The following is an 18,054-nucleotide window of genomic DNA, read 5'->3' on the forward strand; positions in this document are numbered from 1 at the left end:
TGTTATGCATGTACCAATGTGTATTATGCCAGCGTAAATTTATCCGCATCGAGATGGGCTGGAAATTTAGCTTTATATTGCTGCAAGTCGCTCAGCTCTAACTTTACGGTAATAACTTCTGCTTGGTCATCTGCTGCCGAAACAAGACTCTTACCATTGAAGTCAATCGCTTTAGTACCGCCATTATGCGCAGTGCCATACCCATCTTCACCTACGCGATTTACCGCAAGCACAAAGCACTGATTCTCGATTGCACGAGCAGCCAGTAGAGTATCCCAATGATTTCGGCGTGCCGCTGGCCAGTTTGCAATATTAATCATAACCTCATAATCGTTCTGATTACGCTGAAATACTGGAAAACGTAAGTCATAGCAGATCTGCGGTAAGAATTTAATGCCTTTTAATTCGAACACTTCACGGTGCTCACCAGCAACCACAAAATCCCCCTCATTACCCAAACAGAATAAGTGTCTTTTGTCATAATGAAGTATCTTTCCATCCGGCTGGCACCACACCATACGGTTGGCCTTTTTATCTCCTTGCGGAACCAGTACGCTGCCTGCTACAACAGCTCCAAAGCGCTGAACACATTGCTGTAAAAACTCGATGGCTGCATCAGCATAGCGCTCAACATCCGGCTCTTTTACGGCGAAGCCGGTAGCAAATGTTTCTGGTAGCAAAATTAAATCGCTTGGCTCGACATTTTCTAACAAACGTTCAATATGGGTAAAGTTGGCCTCAGGTGAAAGCCACTGGATATCTGTTTGAACAAGGGTAACGGTTAAAGTTGACATAAGCGTTTTGCAGCCTCTTCTAATGTCTGGTTTTCCTTAGCAAAGCACAATCGTATGACCTTGTCTTCAGGTGCTTGTTGGTAAAAAACGCTGAGTGGCACTGCCGCAACCCCAACCTCTTCCACCAGATAGCGACAAAAGGCAACATCATCAAGATCAGAAATTTTACTGTAATCCAAAAGCAAAAAATAAGTCCCTTCACTTGGTAATAGCGTAAATCGGCTTGACGCTAACGCCTTAATCAGAACATCGCGTTTTTGTTGATAAAATCCACTCAGCTCATCAACGTGCTCAGGGTGTTCAGCAAGCATATCAGCCAATGCAAGTTGTGCCGGAGTGAAACTTGAGAACGTTACATACTGATGGATTTTTCTAAATTCAACAGTCATTTGCTTTGGCGCCACACAGTAACCCATTTTCCAGCCTGTACTATGAAAGGTTTTACCAAAGCTAGAGATCACAAACGCACGCTCAAACAATGCAGGATCAGTTAATGCGCTCAGATGGGGCAAACCATCAAAGGTAATATGCTCGTATACTTCATCACTGATCAATAACAGATCATGCTGATTTAGCAGCTGTTTTAGTTGCTCTAAATCTGACGGCTTCAGCGTTTTAGCCGACGGGTTATGCGGTGTATTGATGATAATAGCACGGGTATTTGGGTTGATACTCGCTGCGACTTGTTGCCAATCAATTTGGTAGTGCGGCGCAGTCAATGCAATATGCACGGCTTTCCCGCCAGCAAGTTCAATTGCAGGCTCATAAGAGTCGTAAGCCGGATCGAATACAATAACTTCGTCCCCTTCAGATACTATTGCCTGAATTGCCACGAAGAGTGCTTCCGTTGCACCCGAGGTCACCGTGATCTGTTCTTGTCCTGAAACCCTCACCTGATAGCGACGTTCAATTAATGCCGCAACTTGTGCTTGCAAGCTCGGTACGCCGGCAGAAGGCGAATACTGGTTTTGACCTTCGCCAACATAGTGGCTCAGTTGCGATTTTAGGTAATCATGCGCATCAAACTCCGGAAAGCCTTGCGATAAGTTGATCGCACCATGCTCGTTCGCTAATGCCGTCATTTGGCTAAATATACTAATTCCAACCTGAGGTAACTTACTTTTCACTGCAACACTCTCTTTCTTATGGTGCTAATCGTGAGTGGATGCTATCATTGCTCAAAATAGATGTATAGCCGTCCAAACGCATTTAATTTATAGGTGTTAACTATGCACACACAAGCCGCAAAACTCGCGCTTATCGACGCAGGAGCTTGGGTTGCTCAGCAAGGCTGGGTTCCCGCGACTGGTGGTAATTTCTCTATCAAAACAGACTCTGGCTTTGTTGTCACGGCCAGCGGCTTTGATAAAGGTAAATTAACACCAGAACAATTTCTGGAATTAGACACCACAGGCACCATCATTGCAGGTAATGGCAAGCCTTCAGCTGAAACCGCATTGCACCTAAAATTATATGAATTATGCGCGAGTGCACAGTGTATATTACACACGCATTCCGTTGCTGCGACTGTGTTATCGCGATTTATTCAAGGCGAGCAATTTCAGATCAGTGGTTATGAAATGCAAAAGTCACTGTCTGGCATTCAATCGCATGAAGAAACCTTATCCATTGCTATTTTCGATAACGATCAGGATATAGAGCGACTAGCACAGCGCGTGGCGCAATCTCATCAAACTACACCGGTTATACACGGTGTATTGATCCGAGGTCACGGGTTATACGCAGTGGGCCGTACAGTACAAGAAACTCGTCGTCATATTGAGGGCTTAGAGTTTTTATTTGCCTGCGAATTAGAACGCATTAAATTGGAGGGGCGCCAATGATCAAAGCCATTTTAACAGATATTGAAGGGACAATTACCCGTATCTCATTTGTTAAAGAGATACTATTCCCGTATGCCGCTGCGCATTTACCGCAATTTATTCGCGACCATCAGCATGACACCGCCGTTGCCGAGCAAATTAGTGCCGTCAGAGCAGAATTGGATAATGCCAACGCTGATATTGATACCGTGATTGCCGCACTACTTGAGTGGATCGCCGCAGATAAAAAAATCACGCCATTAAAACAGCTACAGGGTCTCGTTTGGCAGTTTGGCTATACAAACGGCGATTTTACCGGACATTTGTACGAAGATGCCTACCAGTTTTTAACACAACAAAAAGCGAATGGTCGCAATCTCTACGTGTATTCCTCGGGTTCAGTGAAAGCGCAGCAGCTACTTTTTGCGCACTCAGACTATGGTGACATTCGCCCGCTATTTAGTGACTACTTTGATACTAAAGTGGGTGCTAAGCAGGAAGTCTCGGCGTATCAGAACATTATTGCAGCCTTACCGTATGAAGCAGAGCAAATCCTCTTTTTAAGCGATATCGTAGCCGAGCTAGACGCAGCAAAGGCCGCTGGTATGCACACATTACAACTGTTTAGAGATGCACAAACAACATCACCTGAACATCCAGTTATATCAAGCTTTGACCATTTTGATGAAGGGGCATTTTCATGAGTCAACTGACTATCTACCAGGTACAGAATCCAAGCCAAGCTTTACAACAAGAGCAAGACGCAAACATCATCGCATCTTTGCTCGCAGAGCAAGGCGTACGCTTTGAACAATGGCAGGCTAACACCGATATCACAGCTGAAATGTCACAAGACGACATTATTAGTGCCTACCAGCGCGATATTGAAAGATTAAAAGCGCAAGGCGGTTATCAAACTGTCGACGTGATTTCACTCGCAAAGGGCAACCCTAGTGCCTCGGAGTTGCGACAAAAATTTCTTTTTGAACATACTCATAGCGAAGATGAAGTGCGTTTTTTTGTTAAAGGACAAGGGCTATTCTGCTTACACTTAAACGATAAGGTTTACCAAGTTTTATGTCAGCAAGGTGACCTAATCTCAGTGCCAGAAAATACGCCTCATTGGTTCGATATGGGTAGCGATCCAGAATTTACCGCCATTCGCCTATTCAATAATCAAGAGGGTTGGGTTGCAAAAAGCACGGACTCTGAAATTGCAAAGCAGTTTCCATTACTTGATTAATACAAGTCTAAATACTCACAGTGCTAACGAAGCGCTGTGAGTGCTTGCTTACTCATGTTAGGCTCGCAACCTTCAACAAAATAAACACCGATATGGTTATCACGATAAGCGTGATTATATTTACCGAAAAAATCTGCTTGAAACTTAAATCCAGCGTCGTCCAACTCAACCAAAAGCTTATCCACCACATCCCACGACATTGTCAGTGGTGAAAAAAGCAAAGTATTTGTGTGCATGCCGATTGGAATTTCAGCCTCAGAGGGCGATATAACTAAGCTACCTGTCGTATCGATAAACAATTGTTCAAACACCTGAGGGGGACAACTTGCAACTATATGGATGTAGGTTTTTTGCGGGTGAATAGAGTGGCAACTGCATAAGGCCAGTACAACCACACCAATAATGAACCATCCCTTCATTAGTGACTTTCCTTACTTCAAAATCCCCATAGTAGAACAGCTTGTCTCCAAAAATAAAATGAAGATTTTGTGACTACTTCACGAAAAAAGCGGTAAGCAAAACGCATTTGCGTGCCAATAGCAGGCTATTAGCACGCAAATTCAACGTGATCAGCACCAAGTCAGTACCATAGAGGCGTTACATACTTAAATACTACAGAGTAATCAACAGCATGCTGCGATGTTCAGAAACAAAACTGTAGCTAATATAGCTTTAAATTACAAAGTTCTAAGTAGCTCTTCCTTCACTTCCATAAAAACTATAACTGCAGAGGTTTTTCTAGGAATGCGAGCACTTTCTTAAAGTATTTCAGACGATGTTCCGGTTTATAGAAACCATGCCCTTCATCTTCAAGTAAGTAATACTGATAAGACTTATCAGCCTTTTTCAGTGCATCAATTAAAGATTCCGCTTGTTCAATTGGCGCTCTTTGGTCCTCACCACCATGTACGATAAGGACAGGAACCTTAAGCTTATCGACATTATAGCTTGGAGAAAATGCCTTTAACTGTTTCTCATCGGTACCAAGTACACGTTCTAAATATGCGACCCCTGAGCTACGCTGAGCAACATCACCTTCTTCAAACATCAGTGGTAAATCGTATACACCAACAACACCGACTGCGCATTGGAATAAGTCGGGTTCTAATATTGCGCTTTGCAATGCAGAATAACCGCCAAAACTTGCCCCCATAATACAAATCCGCTTTTTATCGACGATACCCTTGGAGATTAAGTCACGGGTTCCATCAATGATGTCATATTGAATTTCCTTGCCCCACTTTTGGTAGCCAAGCACTTCAAATGCATCTCCATAACCACCAGAACCTCGAAAGTTAACTTGTAATACAGCCATTCCTCTGCTCGCTAGCATTTGTACCTCAGGGTCAAACTGCCAATAATCTCTTGGCCCATGAGGTCCACCATGAGGCATAACAATCAGAGGAAGGTTTTTCTTTTCTGCGTTTATTGGTGTTGTGAGATATCCATGAATAGTAAGTCCATCACGGCTTGTGAATTTAACAGGCTCGACTGTAGACATTTGATTTGGTTTAATCCAGCCTCTTGCAGACGCCAGATATTTCATCTTGTTAGCTTTACTATCATAAAGGTAATAATCCCCAGGATTGGTATCGCTGCTTGCGAATACAACCACTTGTCCACCATCTCTCGTGCTACTTACAATACGTATTTGATTTCCAGGGATCGAAGCTATCAGAGACTTTAAGCGTTGACTCCAATCAGCACTTTCATCAATAAATGCATAGGTAGGATATCCGGGGTCTAGTTCAATAGCGAAAGGGGATTTATCAATCGGATCTATCCATACTTTTGTTGGATCAACCACTTTATCTTGAAAAACATGAGTAAGTTTTTTGCTTTCTAAGCCTAGTTTATAGAAGGCCATGGGCTCACCAGACGTAGATGCTGAAAGATAAACTGACGTTCCAGATTTATCGAATCCATGCATCCAGAAATCATCTAAGTTGTTTTCTAATGTGAGCTCAGCCCATTTTGAGCCTGCTTCTTCACGGATGAACACTAATGAATTGCCATCATCATCCTCAGACACAACGGCGCGAACCTCTCCTTGGTGATCGGTCAAAAAGCGCCCCATTTTTTTTGGAGAATTTGTCACTTTGCGCCTGACACCAGTATGAACGTTAACCTCGTAAACTCGTGTAGTAGGCTCTTTCGAGCCAGTCCAAGGATAGGTCACAATCAACATCTTGTTTTCGTCATTGACCAAAGGATCAAGAATATAAGATGTACCATACAGCGGGGTAGCTTTGCGCAAACGAGACCCCGTTTGTCCCTCACCTTGGTAACCCACCAAATACTTACCACGGCTTCCATCTACATTTACGCCGAATAACTCACCATGAAACTCAGGGTGATCTTTCCAGCCTCTAATATATTCCTTTTCTAATACTACACGGTCATCATTCACCCATTCATAGCGGCCAATTTGAGCATTGTCATTGAATCGCACGGCGTGAATGAGTTTGAATTTATCAAGTTGTAAAAAACCTAATGTGTTTTTACCTTCCCTTTTTGTGATAAAGCTAAGATATTCTCCGTTAGGTGATATCTTTACATCGGAAAACTCACTACCTTTACTAAACGACTCTAGTGGTATTTCCTGTTTAGCGAATGCCTTAGCAGCTAAGGGCAACAACATCAAAGCAATAAACTTCTTCATCCTGTTTTACTTTCTCCATTTATATCGAAGCACAAAATGGGGACATTTTAACAAGATTTTGGATTTACGAGTAGTTAAAGTAATTACAAATGTTTAACTTTGTGAAAATACACCTAGGGCAACCTCATCACCCGTAAACAACCCCGTATCCAGCACCCATCCGGTGATCAAACTCGCTGGTGTAACATCGAATGCTGGGTTGTATACCTCAGCATTGTTGGGTGCCCATTGGCAATCACCAAAACTACCACTGACACCTGTTACTTCGCTTTTGGCGCGTTGTTCGATTGGAATGGCTGCGCCATTTGGACAACTGCGATCTAATGTTGTGATCGGGGCAACCACATAAAAAGGAATATTATGGAAATGGGCTAACACCGCGAGATTATAAGTGCCGACTTTATTCGCAAAATCACCGTTTGCCGCAATCCTATCTGCCCCCACAAAGACTTTATCGACTTTACCCGCCGCCATTAAACTCGCAGCCATATTGTCACAAATTAGCGTGTATGGGATTTGCCATGCATCTAGCTCGAACGCAGTAAGCCGACCACCTTGTAACAGTGGCCTAGTCTCATCAACCCAAACATGAATGTCACCATGTTGTTTTGCAGCATGATGGATTACGCCAAGAGCGGTGCCTACACCGGCCGTTGCCAGCGCGCCAGTATTACAGTGAGTAAGAATATTGTCTCCCGCATTCACAAGCTCCGCACCAATGTTTGCCATACGGTCGCATAACGCAGTGTCTTCTTCAAATAACTGTTCAGCGGTTGTGATCACTTGTTGTTGCCAATCAATCGCTTGCAACGCTTCACGCAATTTCGCCATGCAGTGCATTAAATTCACCGCAGTAGGGCGCGTGGCCTCAAGTTCATCTATCGAACGGGCAATTGCGTCTTTATCTTCTCCTTGTTCGACGAGATAACCAATTAACAAACTTGCCGCTAAACCGATAAGCGGAGCGCCGCGAACCTTAAGTGTCAGAATGAGCTCGCTCATCGTCGCAACGTCGCGGCATTCATGCCACACCTGTTGATGTGGCAGTAAGTATTGATCCAATACCTGTACCACGCCCGATTCAAATTTAAGACTACGTGCAATTAAGGTTTTCATGACATCCCGCTCTTTCAAAGTGTACTAATGATATTTTACATCAAGATATAAAGAAGTATAGACATCTAAACATTTAAAAATATAGAATGCTAACAGCAAATATCCACAAGGTGCAGAAACATGTCGAGCTACATTGAATTTGATGCAGAAAAAGTTATTGATTACATTACTAATTTAGGAAGCTTCTTTGATAAAGATGCAACCTTATCTTGTTATGAATTTGGTGATGGCAATCTGAATTTGGTTTTCCGCGTACAAGATACGCAAGAAAATAGTATCATCGTCAAGCAAGCTTTGCCTTACGCTCGATGTGTGGGTGAGAGCTGGCCACTGACGTTAGACAGAGCCAGAATTGAAGCCAGTGTATTACAGCGCCATGGTGAGATCTGCCCAGATACCACAGCAAAAGTGTTGCACCATAATACGGAGTTAGCACTAACTGTGCTGGAAGATCTTGGTCATCTACGCATTTTACGCGGTGAATTAAACCAAGCGAACACCTTTACAAGGCTCAGCAAAGACGTCGCAAATTATCTAGCAAAAACCAGCTTTTACCACTCAAGCTTTTATTTAACACCGAGTGAAAAGAAAGCCCTAGTCACCGAGTTTACTAATCCTGAGCTATGCGCAATCACAGAAGATTTATTCTTTGACGACCCATACCGCGATGCTGAAAGAAACAACTTTCCAGAAGCGTTGCAATCGTCTGTGGAAATACTGAGAAAAAATAAGACGTTATTAGTTGAAGTGGCAAAACTCAAAGCCCAATTTCTCAATGCACCAGAAACTTTACTTCACGGTGATGTCCATACAGGCAGTATTTTCGTCGACGCAGAGCACACTAAGCTAATCGATCCAGAGTTTGGCTTTTTTGGCCCCATTGGCTTTGATTTAGGCTCATTTATCGGCAATTTACTGCTTAACTACTGTGCCCAACATGCTCGTATTAACGCTCTGCCAAAACGTCGAAATATGCAGGTGTATTTACTCGATAATATCGCCACCACCCTATCTAACTTCTATGCCACTTGGCTTGAACTGGCGAAAACACAAACACGCGATCTCTCATTGCAAGCAGATGGCTATGCGGAATACTTCCTCACCAAGGTACTGCAAGACGCGGTTGGTTATTGTGGGTGTGAATTGATCCGCCGCACCATTGGTCTCGCACATGTTGCAGACATTGATGCGATTGAAGATGAAGACGCGCGCTTAGCGGTACAACAGCGAGCACTACACTTAGGTGAACATCTCATCATTAATGCCAATAAATGCCGAACGACCGATGATGTGTACCAGCTAATAATTAGTTTTGTAAACTAAACAAGTTTAGAATCACAAAATAAAAAAGCCCAAGGTTACTACTTTGGGCTTTTTTATTAGAGGGATAATCTCGATTACTTACGCGCTTGATTCATCGTGGTTTCAATATATTTGTCGATTTGCTCTTCAAGCACAAATAATGGCACAGAGCCATGACGTAAGATTTGGTGGTGAAATTCACGGATATCAAATTGATCACCCAGTGTTTTTTCCGCTTTGCGACGTAGCCGCTTAATGGTTAGTTCACCAATTTTGTATGACAGTGCTTGAGCTGGCCACGAGATATAACGATCAGTCTCCGTTTTAACATTATGTAAGGACAAGGCAGTGTTGTCTTTCATAAAGTTCATCGCTCGTTCGCGGCTCCAACCAAACATATGCATGCCGGTGTCTACAACCAAACGAGCCGCTCGCCACATCTCGTAGGTTAGACGACCAAAGTCACTGTAAGGGTCTTGATAAAACCCCGCTTCAATACCCAAAAACTCAGAGTATAAGCCCCACCCTTCACCAAAAGCTGAAATATATTCGTTACGACGATATTCTGGTAGGTAATCAAGCTCAGCATTCAAGGAGATCTGCAAATGGTGACCAGGCACGGCCTCATGTAGAGTCAATGCTTCTAATACGTATAACGGGCGCTTATCCAGTGCGTAGGTATTTACCCAATAGTAGCCTGCATCAGTATCACTGCGTGCCCCCGAATAACGCCCAGTCGTATATTTAGGCGCAATGCTCGCAGGTACTGGGGCGACACCGTATGGCTTTCTTGGTAATGTATGGAATAGCTTAGGTAGCTGAGCATCCATCTTCTTTGCTATATATGCGGCTTCTTTAAGTAACGCTTCGGGGGTTTTAGCATAAAACTGTGGATCGGTTCTTAAGAACTGCACAAAGTCAGCAAAAGATCCCTTAAAGCCTACTTTTTTAATAATTTTTTCCATCTCCGCACGGATCCGAGCCACCTCTTTGAGACCAAGTTCGTGGATCTCTTTAGGCGTCATATTCGTGGTGGTATAGTATTTCGCTCGATTCGCATAAAACGCCTCACCATTTGGTGTCGAAGAAATTCCAATTTCGGTCCTAGCCGCAGGACGATACTCATTGACAAAGAAATTAAGGTAATCTTCATACGCTGCGATCACATCGCCTTTAATAATCTTTTTGGCACGCTGTTGCAGTGCTTTAAATTCGGCATCAGGTAAACCCGCTTGGTTTTGTGTAAACGGGCCATAAAACTCGGATTTTGTCACATCATCAACGATATAAGCTTCGATAGAACTTTCATAACCTTCAAGCACCGCTTTCGGCTGAGTCAGGCCAACCGCTATACCTTCTTTCATCCAGTCGATATTTTGCTCAAAATAGCGTGGAACCTGCTGCAAACGTGCCAAATATAGCTCGTAACCTGCACGCTTCTTAAAGTCATGACTCGAGATCATAAAAGACAGACCGGAATGAAAACCGTACTCCGAGGTGAGCGGCATATAATGGCTATGAAACCGATATTCATCGACGTTATTCTGCACTTGTGCACGCAATATCGTGAGATTGATTTGGTTTTCCTCACTTAGCGCTGAAGTGTCGATATTATCGAGCTGAGCCAAAAACTGTAGACGCTGCTGATTTGTGGTCGCCAACTTTTCTGCACTGAGGTTTGGTAGCAGAAACTCTGCTTTTGTATCACTGCGATTATAGGCATTGTTATCACTTCTAAATTTCATAACGCTGCCAGCTATTTGAGTAAACTCAGCGTTATTGTCAGTTCCGGTAATAGCACAACCAGACAAAGCGACAGTTAAATAAACGGCGACGCTTGAACGTTTAGTCCACAGCTTAAATTTTGGTGATAACACGCTGACTTCCTCAATACTTTGTTGTTACTCAGTTCGCGGTAAAATAGCCAAAAAATAATGATTATCCATCGCTCTGAGCTTTGTTATGGTGAAATGAACTTTCTGCTAGTCAAAGTAGGAGAGTCCCGTAACAGATGCAACTTAATTCGACAGAATCACGAATATCTCAGATCGAATACAATTTACTCAACCTAGTAAAAATTGATGAGAAAATCAGCAATTCAACAAAAAAATGTAAATTTTCTATTTCAAAGACAAATTTTTTACTTTTAAATTCGGACGATACAGATTAATGTAGGTCTAGTGCAATTAGGACAAGAGTTACACCGAAGGAGCTGGTGGTAGTTCATTAACGTTTGATAATTAATTGTTGTGGTAAATGAAATGATGTTCCATGATTCCATGGCTGTTGCCCAAGAAAAAATGACACAGGTGTGCCTGTTTTTAGAGCAACATCATTTGCCGCCTACGCCTTTAAATTATCAGGTTGCTTATACCCATATTAGCGCCACGAACAAAGATCTCGACAGTGCCATCAACAAAGCCATCAAAGCGCACACAAAAATAGACTGTGTATTCATTGAGCAACTCTACTATCAGTTTCTAGATCAAGGACAAAGAACACAATCAGAACTACTTGAAGGCGTTGATTCTTTGGTGACTGAATTACACGAAAATGCAGAAACCTCACAAAAGCAGGTTATTCGCTTTGCCCAACAAGTCAGTCAATGTGTGCATAATTTAGATGAACACAACATTCAAAAGAGTAAGCGCGCACTATCAACACTCACCAAACAAACTGAGCTATTGCTAAAACAGCACAAACAATTTAAACAAGCGTTAATAAAATCACGTTTAGATTATGAACGTAATCAAAAGTTACTACTCGACTTGCGTAAACAACACTTATTAGACCCACAAACGGGTCTTTATAAGCGTCACTATCTTCATCAAAAAGTGTCCCTATGGCAATCGCAGCAAAAATCCGTCTGTGCGCTTTCTATACAAGTTGATAACCTTGACGAGTTTTCAACGCGGTTTGGTGATGTTGTGGGTGAAGTTGTGCTTAATCGTATCGCCAATAATATCAAACGTTATGTCGTTGAAAGCGGCTTACCTGGTCGCACAGGAAAAAAAGAATTCACGGTTATCCTTGCCGATGTAGATTTAGATACCGCGAGTGTTATCGCGGAAAAAGTGCGTAAAGGTGTTGAGCGATTAAAGTTTGTCAGCGCGAAAGGGAAAATTCCATTACCTAATGTGTCTCTGGCCCTTGGGATAGCCCAACTTGCACCAGAGCAAGACTTTAATATGTTGGCAAAACGCGCAGGTTACGCTGCACAGAAAGCACATTCTCTCGGCCAACACTGTTATATTAGTCACTGATCCGCAATATCCTCTTTTGTTTGCATTTTCAACAATACAACACGGATAAGAAATTGCACCTACGGCTACCAATCAAGTACACTAGCAACCATAGTTGCAGAGTAATGATGGAACCCACATGAAAGAGTCACAAGACAATACTACCCACTTTGGATACAAAACAGTCGAGACCGACAAAAAAGCCTCTATGGTTGCAGACGTATTTCATTCTGTAGCTGCAAAATACGACATCATGAATGATCTGATGTCATTTGGTATCCATCGTTTGTGGAAGCGTCAAACTATTGCCTGCTCAGGTGTACGCGCTGGTCACAAAGTACTTGATCTTGCTGGCGGTACGGGTGATTTAACCGCAAGATTTAGCGAATTAGTTGGTGATAAAGGACAAGTTGTTTTAGGTGATATTAACGACTCAATGCTTAAAGTAGGCCGCGAAAAATTACGCGATTCGGGACTTGTTGGCAATATTGAATACGTTCAAATGAACGCAGAAATGCTGCCATTTGACGATAATACTTTTGATGTCATCACTATTGCCTTTGGTTTACGTAACGTAACTGATAAAGATAAAGCATTGCGCTCAATGTACAGAGTACTAAAGCCAGGTGGACGCTTACTGGTACTTGAATTTTCAAAGACCGATAACGAGGCGCTGGCAAAGCTGTATGATATGTATTCATTTACACTATTACCTGCAATGGGCAAATTAGTTGCAAATGACAGTGAGTCTTATCGCTACCTTGCAGAATCTATTCGCATGCACCCAGATCAAGAAACGCTAAAATCCATGATGGATGAAGCCGGTTTTGAACAAACTGACTACCAAAATATGACCGGAGGCATCGTCGCCCTTCATCGCGGCTTTAAATTCTAGGAGTTGCTGTGTTAGCTTCATTACTTGGCGCCGTACTTGAGACGGCTTTAAACAAAGGCCTTAAACTCTCGCCTGAGCTAAAGCATGTGCTAAGTAAAGGCCAACACAAAGTGCTCAGTGTTGATATTCGAGATCAAAATACTTGTTTAGCTGTGACTTACACAGGCATTAACATTCACGTTTTATGTCCTTTTGATGGCGAAGCCGATTGTTCAATTAGTGCCGATTTACCAACCTTGCTTGAGCTCAAAGATCCAAGCCAACTCACTGCGCTTATCCGTCAAGATAAGCTCGATCTTGAAGGGGATTTGGCGCTCGCACAACTATACAGTAATGCATTAGCAACACTTGATATTGATTGGGCGGAACACCTCGCCAAATATGTCGGTGATGGGCCCGCACAAGTTGCCGTAGATGCTTTTCATAAGTTGGCGCATCGCGCAAAGCAAGATGGACAGGTAGCCAAGGCAACCCTAACTGGGTTATTTCAAGATGAGTTGAAGGTTGCGCCTCACCCGCTCGAGTTTCAACAGTTTAAGCAGCAAGTGAGAACATTAAACAATCAAGTCGAAAGCTTAAATCAACGCCTCAGCGCATTACTTCAGCAGAACAAAGGAAATTAGGTTGTCTTTACTTCGCTTGCATCAGATCACCAAAACATTTTTAACCTATGGTTTAGACGAAATCGTCCCTGCGCATAAGCAGCCTTGGTACGGTAAACTCGCTCGAGCGAGTTTGTTTTGGCTGCGCAACAAACATAAAGACAAACCAGTAGGCACACGCCTACGTCTGGCACTACAAACTTTGGGGCCGGTGTGGATCAAGTTCGGCCAGATGCTTTCGACCCGTCGAGATTTACTACCACCAGATATTGCTGAAGAACTTGCATTTTTGCAGGATCAAGTTCAACCATTTGACCCCGCGATGGCACAAAAGCTCATTGAGCAAGCGCTAGAAATCGACAATATTCATGAATACTTTGCTGAATTTGAATCAAAACCACTGGCTTCAGCCTCGATAGCGCAAGTACATGCAGCCAAGCTACAACACAAAGATGAGTTAAAAGATGTCGTGATCAAAGTTATTCGTCCCGATATCGAGAAACAAATCCATGCAGACCTCTCTTTAATGGAGCGTTTCGCTAAAATCGTTGTCAACTTACTCAGCGAAGGAAAACGCCTGCGCCCAGTGGAAGTTGTTAGGGAATACAAAAAAACCTTACTCGACGAGCTAGACTTGATGCGAGAAGGCGCGAACGCAATTCAACTCAGACGCAACTTTGAAGACTCAGATTCACTGTATATCCCTGAGGTATATAGTGATTATTCACGTAAAAACGTGCTGGTGATGGAACGCATCTACGGTATTCCGGTTTCAGACACCGAAGCCTTGTTAGCACAAGGCACCAATATGAAATTGCTGGCCGAGCGCGGCGTGGAAGTCTTTTTCACACAGGTATTCCGTGACAGTTTTTTCCACGCAGATATGCATCCTGGCAATATTTTTGTCTCTCGTGAAAATCCTCATAATCCTAAGTATATTGGTATAGATTGCGGCATAGTCGGCACCTTGAACCGTGAAGATAAACGCTATTTGGCCGAAAACTTTATCGCCTTTTTTAATCGTGATTACCGCCAAGTAGCGCAACTTCATGTGGATTCTGGTTGGGTTCCTGCAGATACCTGCGTAGAAGAGTTTGAGTTTGCCATTCGCACTGTATGCGAACCCATTTTTAACAAACCGCTTGCAGAAATCTCTTTTGGTCATGTGCTAGTAAATTTGTTTAATACGGCAAGACGGTTCAACATGGAAGTGCAACCACAGCTAGTATTATTGCAAAAAACCCTGCTGTATGTAGAAGGCCTAGGGCGCCAACTTTATCCGCAGTTAGACCTGTGGAAAACGGCCAAACCTTTTTTAGAGCATTGGGTGCAAGAACAAGTTGGCCCTCTCGCGGTGGCGAAAAAGCTATATGCGAATTTACCATTCTGGGCTGAAAAAATGCCTGAACTGCCAGATTTGATTTACCAAAATCTCAAGCGCCGCCCTCCTCCAACTGTCACACAAAAAGCAGATACTGCGACTAAGCCTCTATTATTGGGCTTAGCAGCGAGCAGTTTTGCAATTATATCGGGATTGAGCTTTATTTTTGACAAGCCTGTCGCAAGTAGCCTACTTGCGATTATTGCCATGCTAGTATTTATTGGCGCATGGCGTAAAACAGGGTGATTTTTTGCTCGCTAGGCGTATAATCATTATTCATAAGCAGTAAGTATCAATGGAGTTATTATGGGATTCGGTGGGATCAGTATTTGGCAATTACTTATTATTTTAGCCATCATTGTTTTGTTATTTGGAACTAAAAAACTACGCGGTATTGGTAGTGATTTGGGTGGTGCAGTTAAAGGCTTTAAAAAGGCGGTATCGGATGAGCAAACTGCGACCGACGCTGAGCCTGAAAAGTTAAAAAATACAACAACTGAGCAAGCACAACCGGTATCAGAGAAAGAAAAAGATAAGGTGTAATTCAGCATGGGTATGTGGGAGTTAGTGGTCGTTCTTATCGTTGGCCTAATTGTACTTGGCCCTGAACGTCTTCCCGTTGCAATCCGCACCGTAGCAAGATGGATAAAAACGGTAAAATCTGTCGCCAATTCAGTCAAGGCTGAAGTGAGTGAAGAATTACGTGTTCACGAGCTACATAATAATTTGAAAAAAGCGGAACAACAGGGAATGCAAGATTTGGCCCCCGAACTCAAGCAATCCGTTCAAGAGTTACAAGATGCGGCTGAATCAGTCAGACATTCTTATAAATCAACCGAAAATAATAAAAACAAAGACTAATCAATCTAGCAGTTAGATAGTTCAGTCAAAGGCTAGTTTTGGGTAATTTAGACGCCCAAACAGCTCCTTTTTGTTATATCTAACTGGAATTATATTCGTACGAGTCAAGTTACATGACAGAATCAGCCCAAAGTGGATTTATAGCTCACCTTGTTGAGTTAAGAAACCGCTTAATGAGAGCGTTATTGAGCGTTTTCGTTATCTTTGTTGCTTTGGTGTACTTCGCCAATGATATCTATGCCTTCGTTGCAGCACCGCTTGTAAATAGCTTGCCTAGCAACACAACCATGATCGCTACAGATGTTACAGCGCCGTTTTTTGCTCCCTTTAAATTAACGCTTTTTGTGTCACTATTTGCCTCTGTGCCTTTTATTTTGCATCAGGTGTGGGGCTTTATCGCACCCGGTTTATATAAACACGAAAAACGTATGCTTATCCCCATATTACTCTCAAGTGTATTGTTATTTTATGGCGGCATAGCATTTTGCTATTTTGTTGTAATGCCGATCATTTTGGGATTTTTTACCAGTGTGGGGCCCGAAATGATGACGCTATCGCCAGATATCAGCAGCTATCTTGGCTTTATCCTGAAACTATTTTTTGCTTTTGGCATCGCCTTTGAAATTCCCGTTGCCATTATGCTTATATGCTGGAGTGGCATGACAACCCCCGCGAGCTTAAAAGAAAAACGCCCTTATGTCGTTGTTGGCGCTTTTGTTATCGCGATGTTTTTAACACCACCAGATGTTCTATCTCAAACTCTATTGGCGCTCCCTATGCTACTCTTGTTTGAACTAGGACTCATTCTAGCCAAATTTTATAGCGCTAAACCACAACAACAGGAGTCAGAATAATGAAAAAAACCATGATACTGTTCGCACTAGGATTTTCTTCTTTATGCGCCGCAGAGCAGATAAATACGCAAGCATTACAAGCCTGTACGCTGATTGAAAATGATTTTAAGCGGCTTATGTGCTACGACAATGTGATTGCTAATAAACCAATCACGGAAACACATTCAAGCAAAGTGCCCGTAAACAAAGATAAAATAAACACAGCGCGCAATGAAAAAAAAGCAGAATTAAAAGAAGATGGCTTTGGTTTAGAGCATAAAGTTAAAGCGGCAAGCGAAGAAATCGAAGAAATTACAGCTAAACTCGTAAAAACAACCACTCAAGGCCGCGATAAAATGGTATTCACCTTGGACAATGGTCAAGTATGGAGGCAAGTTTCTTCAGAAACTTTTTTCGCCAATGAAGGAGACACATTAATTATTGAACGCGCGTCTTTTGGCTCTTTTTTAATGAAGAAAGCGGGCTCAAACCGTACAACGCGAGTTAAACGAGTTAACTGATGAACACGATGTTCGATGCTGGTGTAAACCTCACCAGCTCGCAATTTTCATCCGATTTGGCCGAGGTAATTGCTAGAGCCAAAAACGCTGGCATAGAATCTATGCTCGCCATTGGCTGCGATTTAACAAGCAGCGAACAAAGTATTTTACTCGCTGAGCAATACCAGCTTTATTGTACAGCAGGTGTCCACCCTCACGACGCAAAAGATGCACCTGACACGCTCTACGATGATCTCCTCACTCTTTTAAAAAGTAGCAACAGGGCTATTGCTGTTGGTGAATGTGGCTTGGACTTTAATCGCGACTTTTCACCAAGGCCGATACAACAAAGCGTGTGCTTAACGCAACTGCAGTTAGCAGAAGCTATTGATTATCCTGTGTATCTGCATGAAAGAGACGCGCACGATGCGCTATTTTCGTTACTGCAAGAAGTTAACGTTCATGGAGTACTACACTGTTTTACTGGTGACCATAACGCACTACGACATTACTTGGACTATGGGTTAATGATAGGCATCACAGGCTGGGTTTGCGATGAACGTAGAGGCCAAGCACTACAAGATCTAATCCAATACATCCCCCTAGACCGTTTGCTGTTGGAAACTGATGCGCCCTACCTACTACCTAGAACAATTAGCCCAAAGCCCAAGTCTCGCCGCAATGAACCTATGTATTTATCTTATGTGGCTGAGCAAATTGCACACCTAAAACAATGTCCTGTCACGGAAGTGATGAGCACGACTTCGGCTAATTTTAAACAGCTGTTTGTGAGGTAAAGC

Annotated in this window: 19 protein-coding genes; 13 read left to right on the plus strand and 6 right to left on the minus strand. The window is 42.8% G+C overall.

The features are described 5' to 3' along the window. Positions 1-23 precede the first annotated feature (23 nt). Together EXT48_RS17025 and EXT48_RS17030 are read right to left on the minus strand one after the other, a co-directional pair. Entirely contained in the window at positions 24-794 is a 771-nt protein-coding gene (locus EXT48_RS17025; RefSeq protein ID WP_130165118.1) for an amidohydrolase, read from the minus strand. After that, positions 782-1,921, minus strand: coding sequence for a methionine aminotransferase (locus EXT48_RS17030; RefSeq protein WP_130165119.1), 1,140 nt, complete (start codon positions 1,919-1,921; stop codon positions 782-784). The genes EXT48_RS17025 and EXT48_RS17030 overlap by 13 nt, the downstream gene beginning before the upstream one ends. Before the next feature lie 102 nt (positions 1,922-2,023). Between EXT48_RS17030 and EXT48_RS17035 the strand changes: the two genes are divergently transcribed. Genes EXT48_RS17035 through EXT48_RS17045 form a run of 3 tightly spaced genes read left to right on the plus strand, consistent with a single transcriptional unit; the run spans position 2,024 to position 3,860 of the window. Then, on the plus strand, positions 2,024-2,638 hold the full coding sequence (locus EXT48_RS17035; protein ID WP_130165120.1) for a methylthioribulose 1-phosphate dehydratase: 615 nt from the start codon (positions 2,024-2,026) through the stop codon (positions 2,636-2,638). Next, on the plus strand, positions 2,635-3,321 hold the full coding sequence (gene mtnC / locus EXT48_RS17040) for an acireductone synthase (RefSeq protein WP_130165121.1): 687 nt from the start codon (positions 2,635-2,637) through the stop codon (positions 3,319-3,321). Before EXT48_RS17035 ends, mtnC begins: the two co-directional genes overlap by 4 nt. Further along, on the plus strand, positions 3,318-3,860 hold the full coding sequence (locus EXT48_RS17045) for an acireductone dioxygenase (protein WP_130165122.1): 543 nt from the start codon (positions 3,318-3,320) through the stop codon (positions 3,858-3,860). Before mtnC ends, EXT48_RS17045 begins: the two co-directional genes overlap by 4 nt. Positions 3,861-3,883: 23 nt before the next feature. Here the strand turns inward: EXT48_RS17045 and EXT48_RS17050 are convergent, their stop codons facing one another. The 3 genes from EXT48_RS17050 to mtnA form a co-directional block, all read right to left on the minus strand. Then, positions 3,884-4,279 (minus strand): hypothetical protein, encoded by a 396-nt coding sequence (locus tag EXT48_RS17050; RefSeq protein ID WP_130165123.1) that lies wholly within the window; start codon positions 4,277-4,279, stop codon positions 3,884-3,886. Between the two features lie 299 nt (positions 4,280-4,578). Next, positions 4,579-6,522 (minus strand): S9 family peptidase, encoded by a 1,944-nt coding sequence (locus tag EXT48_RS17055; protein WP_130165124.1) that lies wholly within the window; start codon positions 6,520-6,522, stop codon positions 4,579-4,581. Positions 6,523-6,615: 93 nt separating this feature from the next. Continuing rightward, the gene (gene mtnA, locus EXT48_RS17060) at positions 6,616-7,638 is read right to left on the minus strand and encodes an S-methyl-5-thioribose-1-phosphate isomerase (RefSeq protein ID WP_039493412.1); all 1,023 of its coding nucleotides are present in this window, start codon (positions 7,636-7,638) and stop codon (positions 6,616-6,618) included. A 120-nt stretch (positions 7,639-7,758) separates the two neighbouring features. Here mtnA and mtnK point away from each other — a divergent pair, with 120 nt between their 5' ends. Then, positions 7,759-8,961: an S-methyl-5-thioribose kinase gene (gene mtnK, locus EXT48_RS17065; RefSeq protein WP_130165125.1), complete on the plus strand. Its 1,203-nt coding sequence runs from the start codon at positions 7,759-7,761 to the stop codon at positions 8,959-8,961. 74 nt (positions 8,962-9,035) lie between these two features. Here mtnK and EXT48_RS17070 read toward each other — a convergent pair whose 3' ends face one another. Then, positions 9,036-10,817: a DUF885 family protein gene (locus tag EXT48_RS17070; protein WP_130165126.1), complete on the minus strand. Its 1,782-nt coding sequence runs from the start codon at positions 10,815-10,817 to the stop codon at positions 9,036-9,038. A 384-nt stretch (positions 10,818-11,201) separates the two neighbouring features. Here EXT48_RS17070 and EXT48_RS17075 point away from each other — a divergent pair, with 384 nt between their 5' ends. The 9 genes from EXT48_RS17075 to EXT48_RS17115 all read left to right on the plus strand — a co-directional run bounded on the left by EXT48_RS17075 (position 11,202) and on the right by EXT48_RS17115 (position 18,051). Continuing rightward, positions 11,202-12,203, plus strand: coding sequence for a GGDEF domain-containing protein (locus EXT48_RS17075; protein ID WP_130165127.1), 1,002 nt, complete (start codon positions 11,202-11,204; stop codon positions 12,201-12,203). A 118-nt stretch (positions 12,204-12,321) separates the two neighbouring features. Beyond that, the gene (gene ubiE, locus EXT48_RS17080) at positions 12,322-13,077 is read left to right on the plus strand and encodes a bifunctional demethylmenaquinone methyltransferase/2-methoxy-6-polyprenyl-1,4-benzoquinol methylase UbiE (RefSeq protein WP_010376465.1); all 756 of its coding nucleotides are present in this window, start codon (positions 12,322-12,324) and stop codon (positions 13,075-13,077) included. Between the two features lie 8 nt (positions 13,078-13,085). After that, the gene (locus EXT48_RS17085; RefSeq protein ID WP_017218336.1) at positions 13,086-13,700 is read left to right on the plus strand and encodes an SCP2 domain-containing protein; all 615 of its coding nucleotides are present in this window, start codon (positions 13,086-13,088) and stop codon (positions 13,698-13,700) included. Position 13,701: 1 nt separating this feature from the next. After that, positions 13,702-15,306, plus strand: coding sequence for a ubiquinone biosynthesis regulatory protein kinase UbiB (ubiB, locus tag EXT48_RS17090; RefSeq protein WP_130165128.1), 1,605 nt, complete (start codon positions 13,702-13,704; stop codon positions 15,304-15,306). A gap of 60 nt (positions 15,307-15,366) precedes the next feature. Further along, positions 15,367-15,603 (plus strand): Sec-independent protein translocase subunit TatA, encoded by a 237-nt coding sequence (gene tatA, locus EXT48_RS17095; protein ID WP_017218334.1) that lies wholly within the window; start codon positions 15,367-15,369, stop codon positions 15,601-15,603. A gap of 6 nt (positions 15,604-15,609) precedes the next feature. Further along, entirely contained in the window at positions 15,610-15,921 is a 312-nt protein-coding gene (tatB, locus tag EXT48_RS17100; RefSeq protein WP_010376473.1) for a Sec-independent protein translocase protein TatB, read from the plus strand. A gap of 113 nt (positions 15,922-16,034) precedes the next feature. Further along, positions 16,035-16,775 carry a twin-arginine translocase subunit TatC gene (gene tatC / locus EXT48_RS17105; RefSeq protein ID WP_130165129.1) on the plus strand — a complete coding sequence of 247 codons (741 nt, stop codon included), beginning with the start codon at positions 16,035-16,037 and terminating at the stop codon, positions 16,773-16,775. Continuing rightward, a complete protein-coding gene (locus EXT48_RS17110) occupies positions 16,775-17,275 on the plus strand; it encodes a hypothetical protein (RefSeq protein WP_130165130.1) in 501 nt (166 codons plus the stop codon). Before tatC ends, EXT48_RS17110 begins: the two co-directional genes overlap by 1 nt. Next, positions 17,275-18,051 carry a TatD family hydrolase gene (locus EXT48_RS17115; protein WP_130165131.1) on the plus strand — a complete coding sequence of 259 codons (777 nt, stop codon included), beginning with the start codon at positions 17,275-17,277 and terminating at the stop codon, positions 18,049-18,051. The genes EXT48_RS17110 and EXT48_RS17115 overlap by 1 nt, the downstream gene beginning before the upstream one ends. Positions 18,052-18,054 lie beyond the last annotated feature (3 nt).

The sequence above is a fragment of the Pseudoalteromonas sp. CO348 genome, assembly GCF_004208845.1.
Classification (GTDB): domain Bacteria; phylum Pseudomonadota; class Gammaproteobacteria; order Enterobacterales; family Alteromonadaceae; genus Pseudoalteromonas; species Pseudoalteromonas maricaloris.

Excerpts from the sequence above, each read along its gene's own strand:
- EXT48_RS17025 (WP_130165118.1), bottom strand. The coding sequence starts at position 794 with ATGTCAACTTTAACCGTTACCCTTGTTCAAACAGATATCCAGTGGCTT.
- EXT48_RS17035 (WP_130165120.1), top strand. The coding sequence starts at position 2,024 with ATGCACACACAAGCCGCAAAACTCGCGCTTATCGACGCAGGAGCTTGG.
- mtnC (WP_130165121.1), top strand. The coding sequence starts at position 2,635 with ATGATCAAAGCCATTTTAACAGATATTGAAGGGACAATTACCCGTATC.
- EXT48_RS17045 (WP_130165122.1), top strand. The coding sequence starts at position 3,318 with ATGAGTCAACTGACTATCTACCAGGTACAGAATCCAAGCCAAGCTTTA.
- EXT48_RS17050 (WP_130165123.1), bottom strand. The coding sequence starts at position 4,279 with ATGAAGGGATGGTTCATTATTGGTGTGGTTGTACTGGCCTTATGCAGT.
- EXT48_RS17055 (WP_130165124.1), bottom strand. The coding sequence starts at position 6,522 with ATGAAGAAGTTTATTGCTTTGATGTTGTTGCCCTTAGCTGCTAAGGCA.
- mtnA (WP_039493412.1), bottom strand. The coding sequence starts at position 7,638 with ATGAAAACCTTAATTGCACGTAGTCTTAAATTTGAATCGGGCGTGGTA.
- mtnK (WP_130165125.1), top strand. The coding sequence starts at position 7,759 with ATGTCGAGCTACATTGAATTTGATGCAGAAAAAGTTATTGATTACATT.
- EXT48_RS17075 (WP_130165127.1), top strand. The coding sequence starts at position 11,202 with ATGATGTTCCATGATTCCATGGCTGTTGCCCAAGAAAAAATGACACAG.
- ubiE (WP_010376465.1), top strand. The coding sequence starts at position 12,322 with ATGAAAGAGTCACAAGACAATACTACCCACTTTGGATACAAAACAGTC.
- tatA (WP_017218334.1), top strand. The coding sequence starts at position 15,367 with ATGGGATTCGGTGGGATCAGTATTTGGCAATTACTTATTATTTTAGCC.
- tatB (WP_010376473.1), top strand. The coding sequence starts at position 15,610 with ATGGGTATGTGGGAGTTAGTGGTCGTTCTTATCGTTGGCCTAATTGTA.
- tatC (WP_130165129.1), top strand. The coding sequence starts at position 16,035 with ATGACAGAATCAGCCCAAAGTGGATTTATAGCTCACCTTGTTGAGTTA.
- EXT48_RS17110 (WP_130165130.1), top strand. The coding sequence starts at position 16,775 with ATGAAAAAAACCATGATACTGTTCGCACTAGGATTTTCTTCTTTATGC.
- EXT48_RS17115 (WP_130165131.1), top strand. The coding sequence starts at position 17,275 with ATGAACACGATGTTCGATGCTGGTGTAAACCTCACCAGCTCGCAATTT.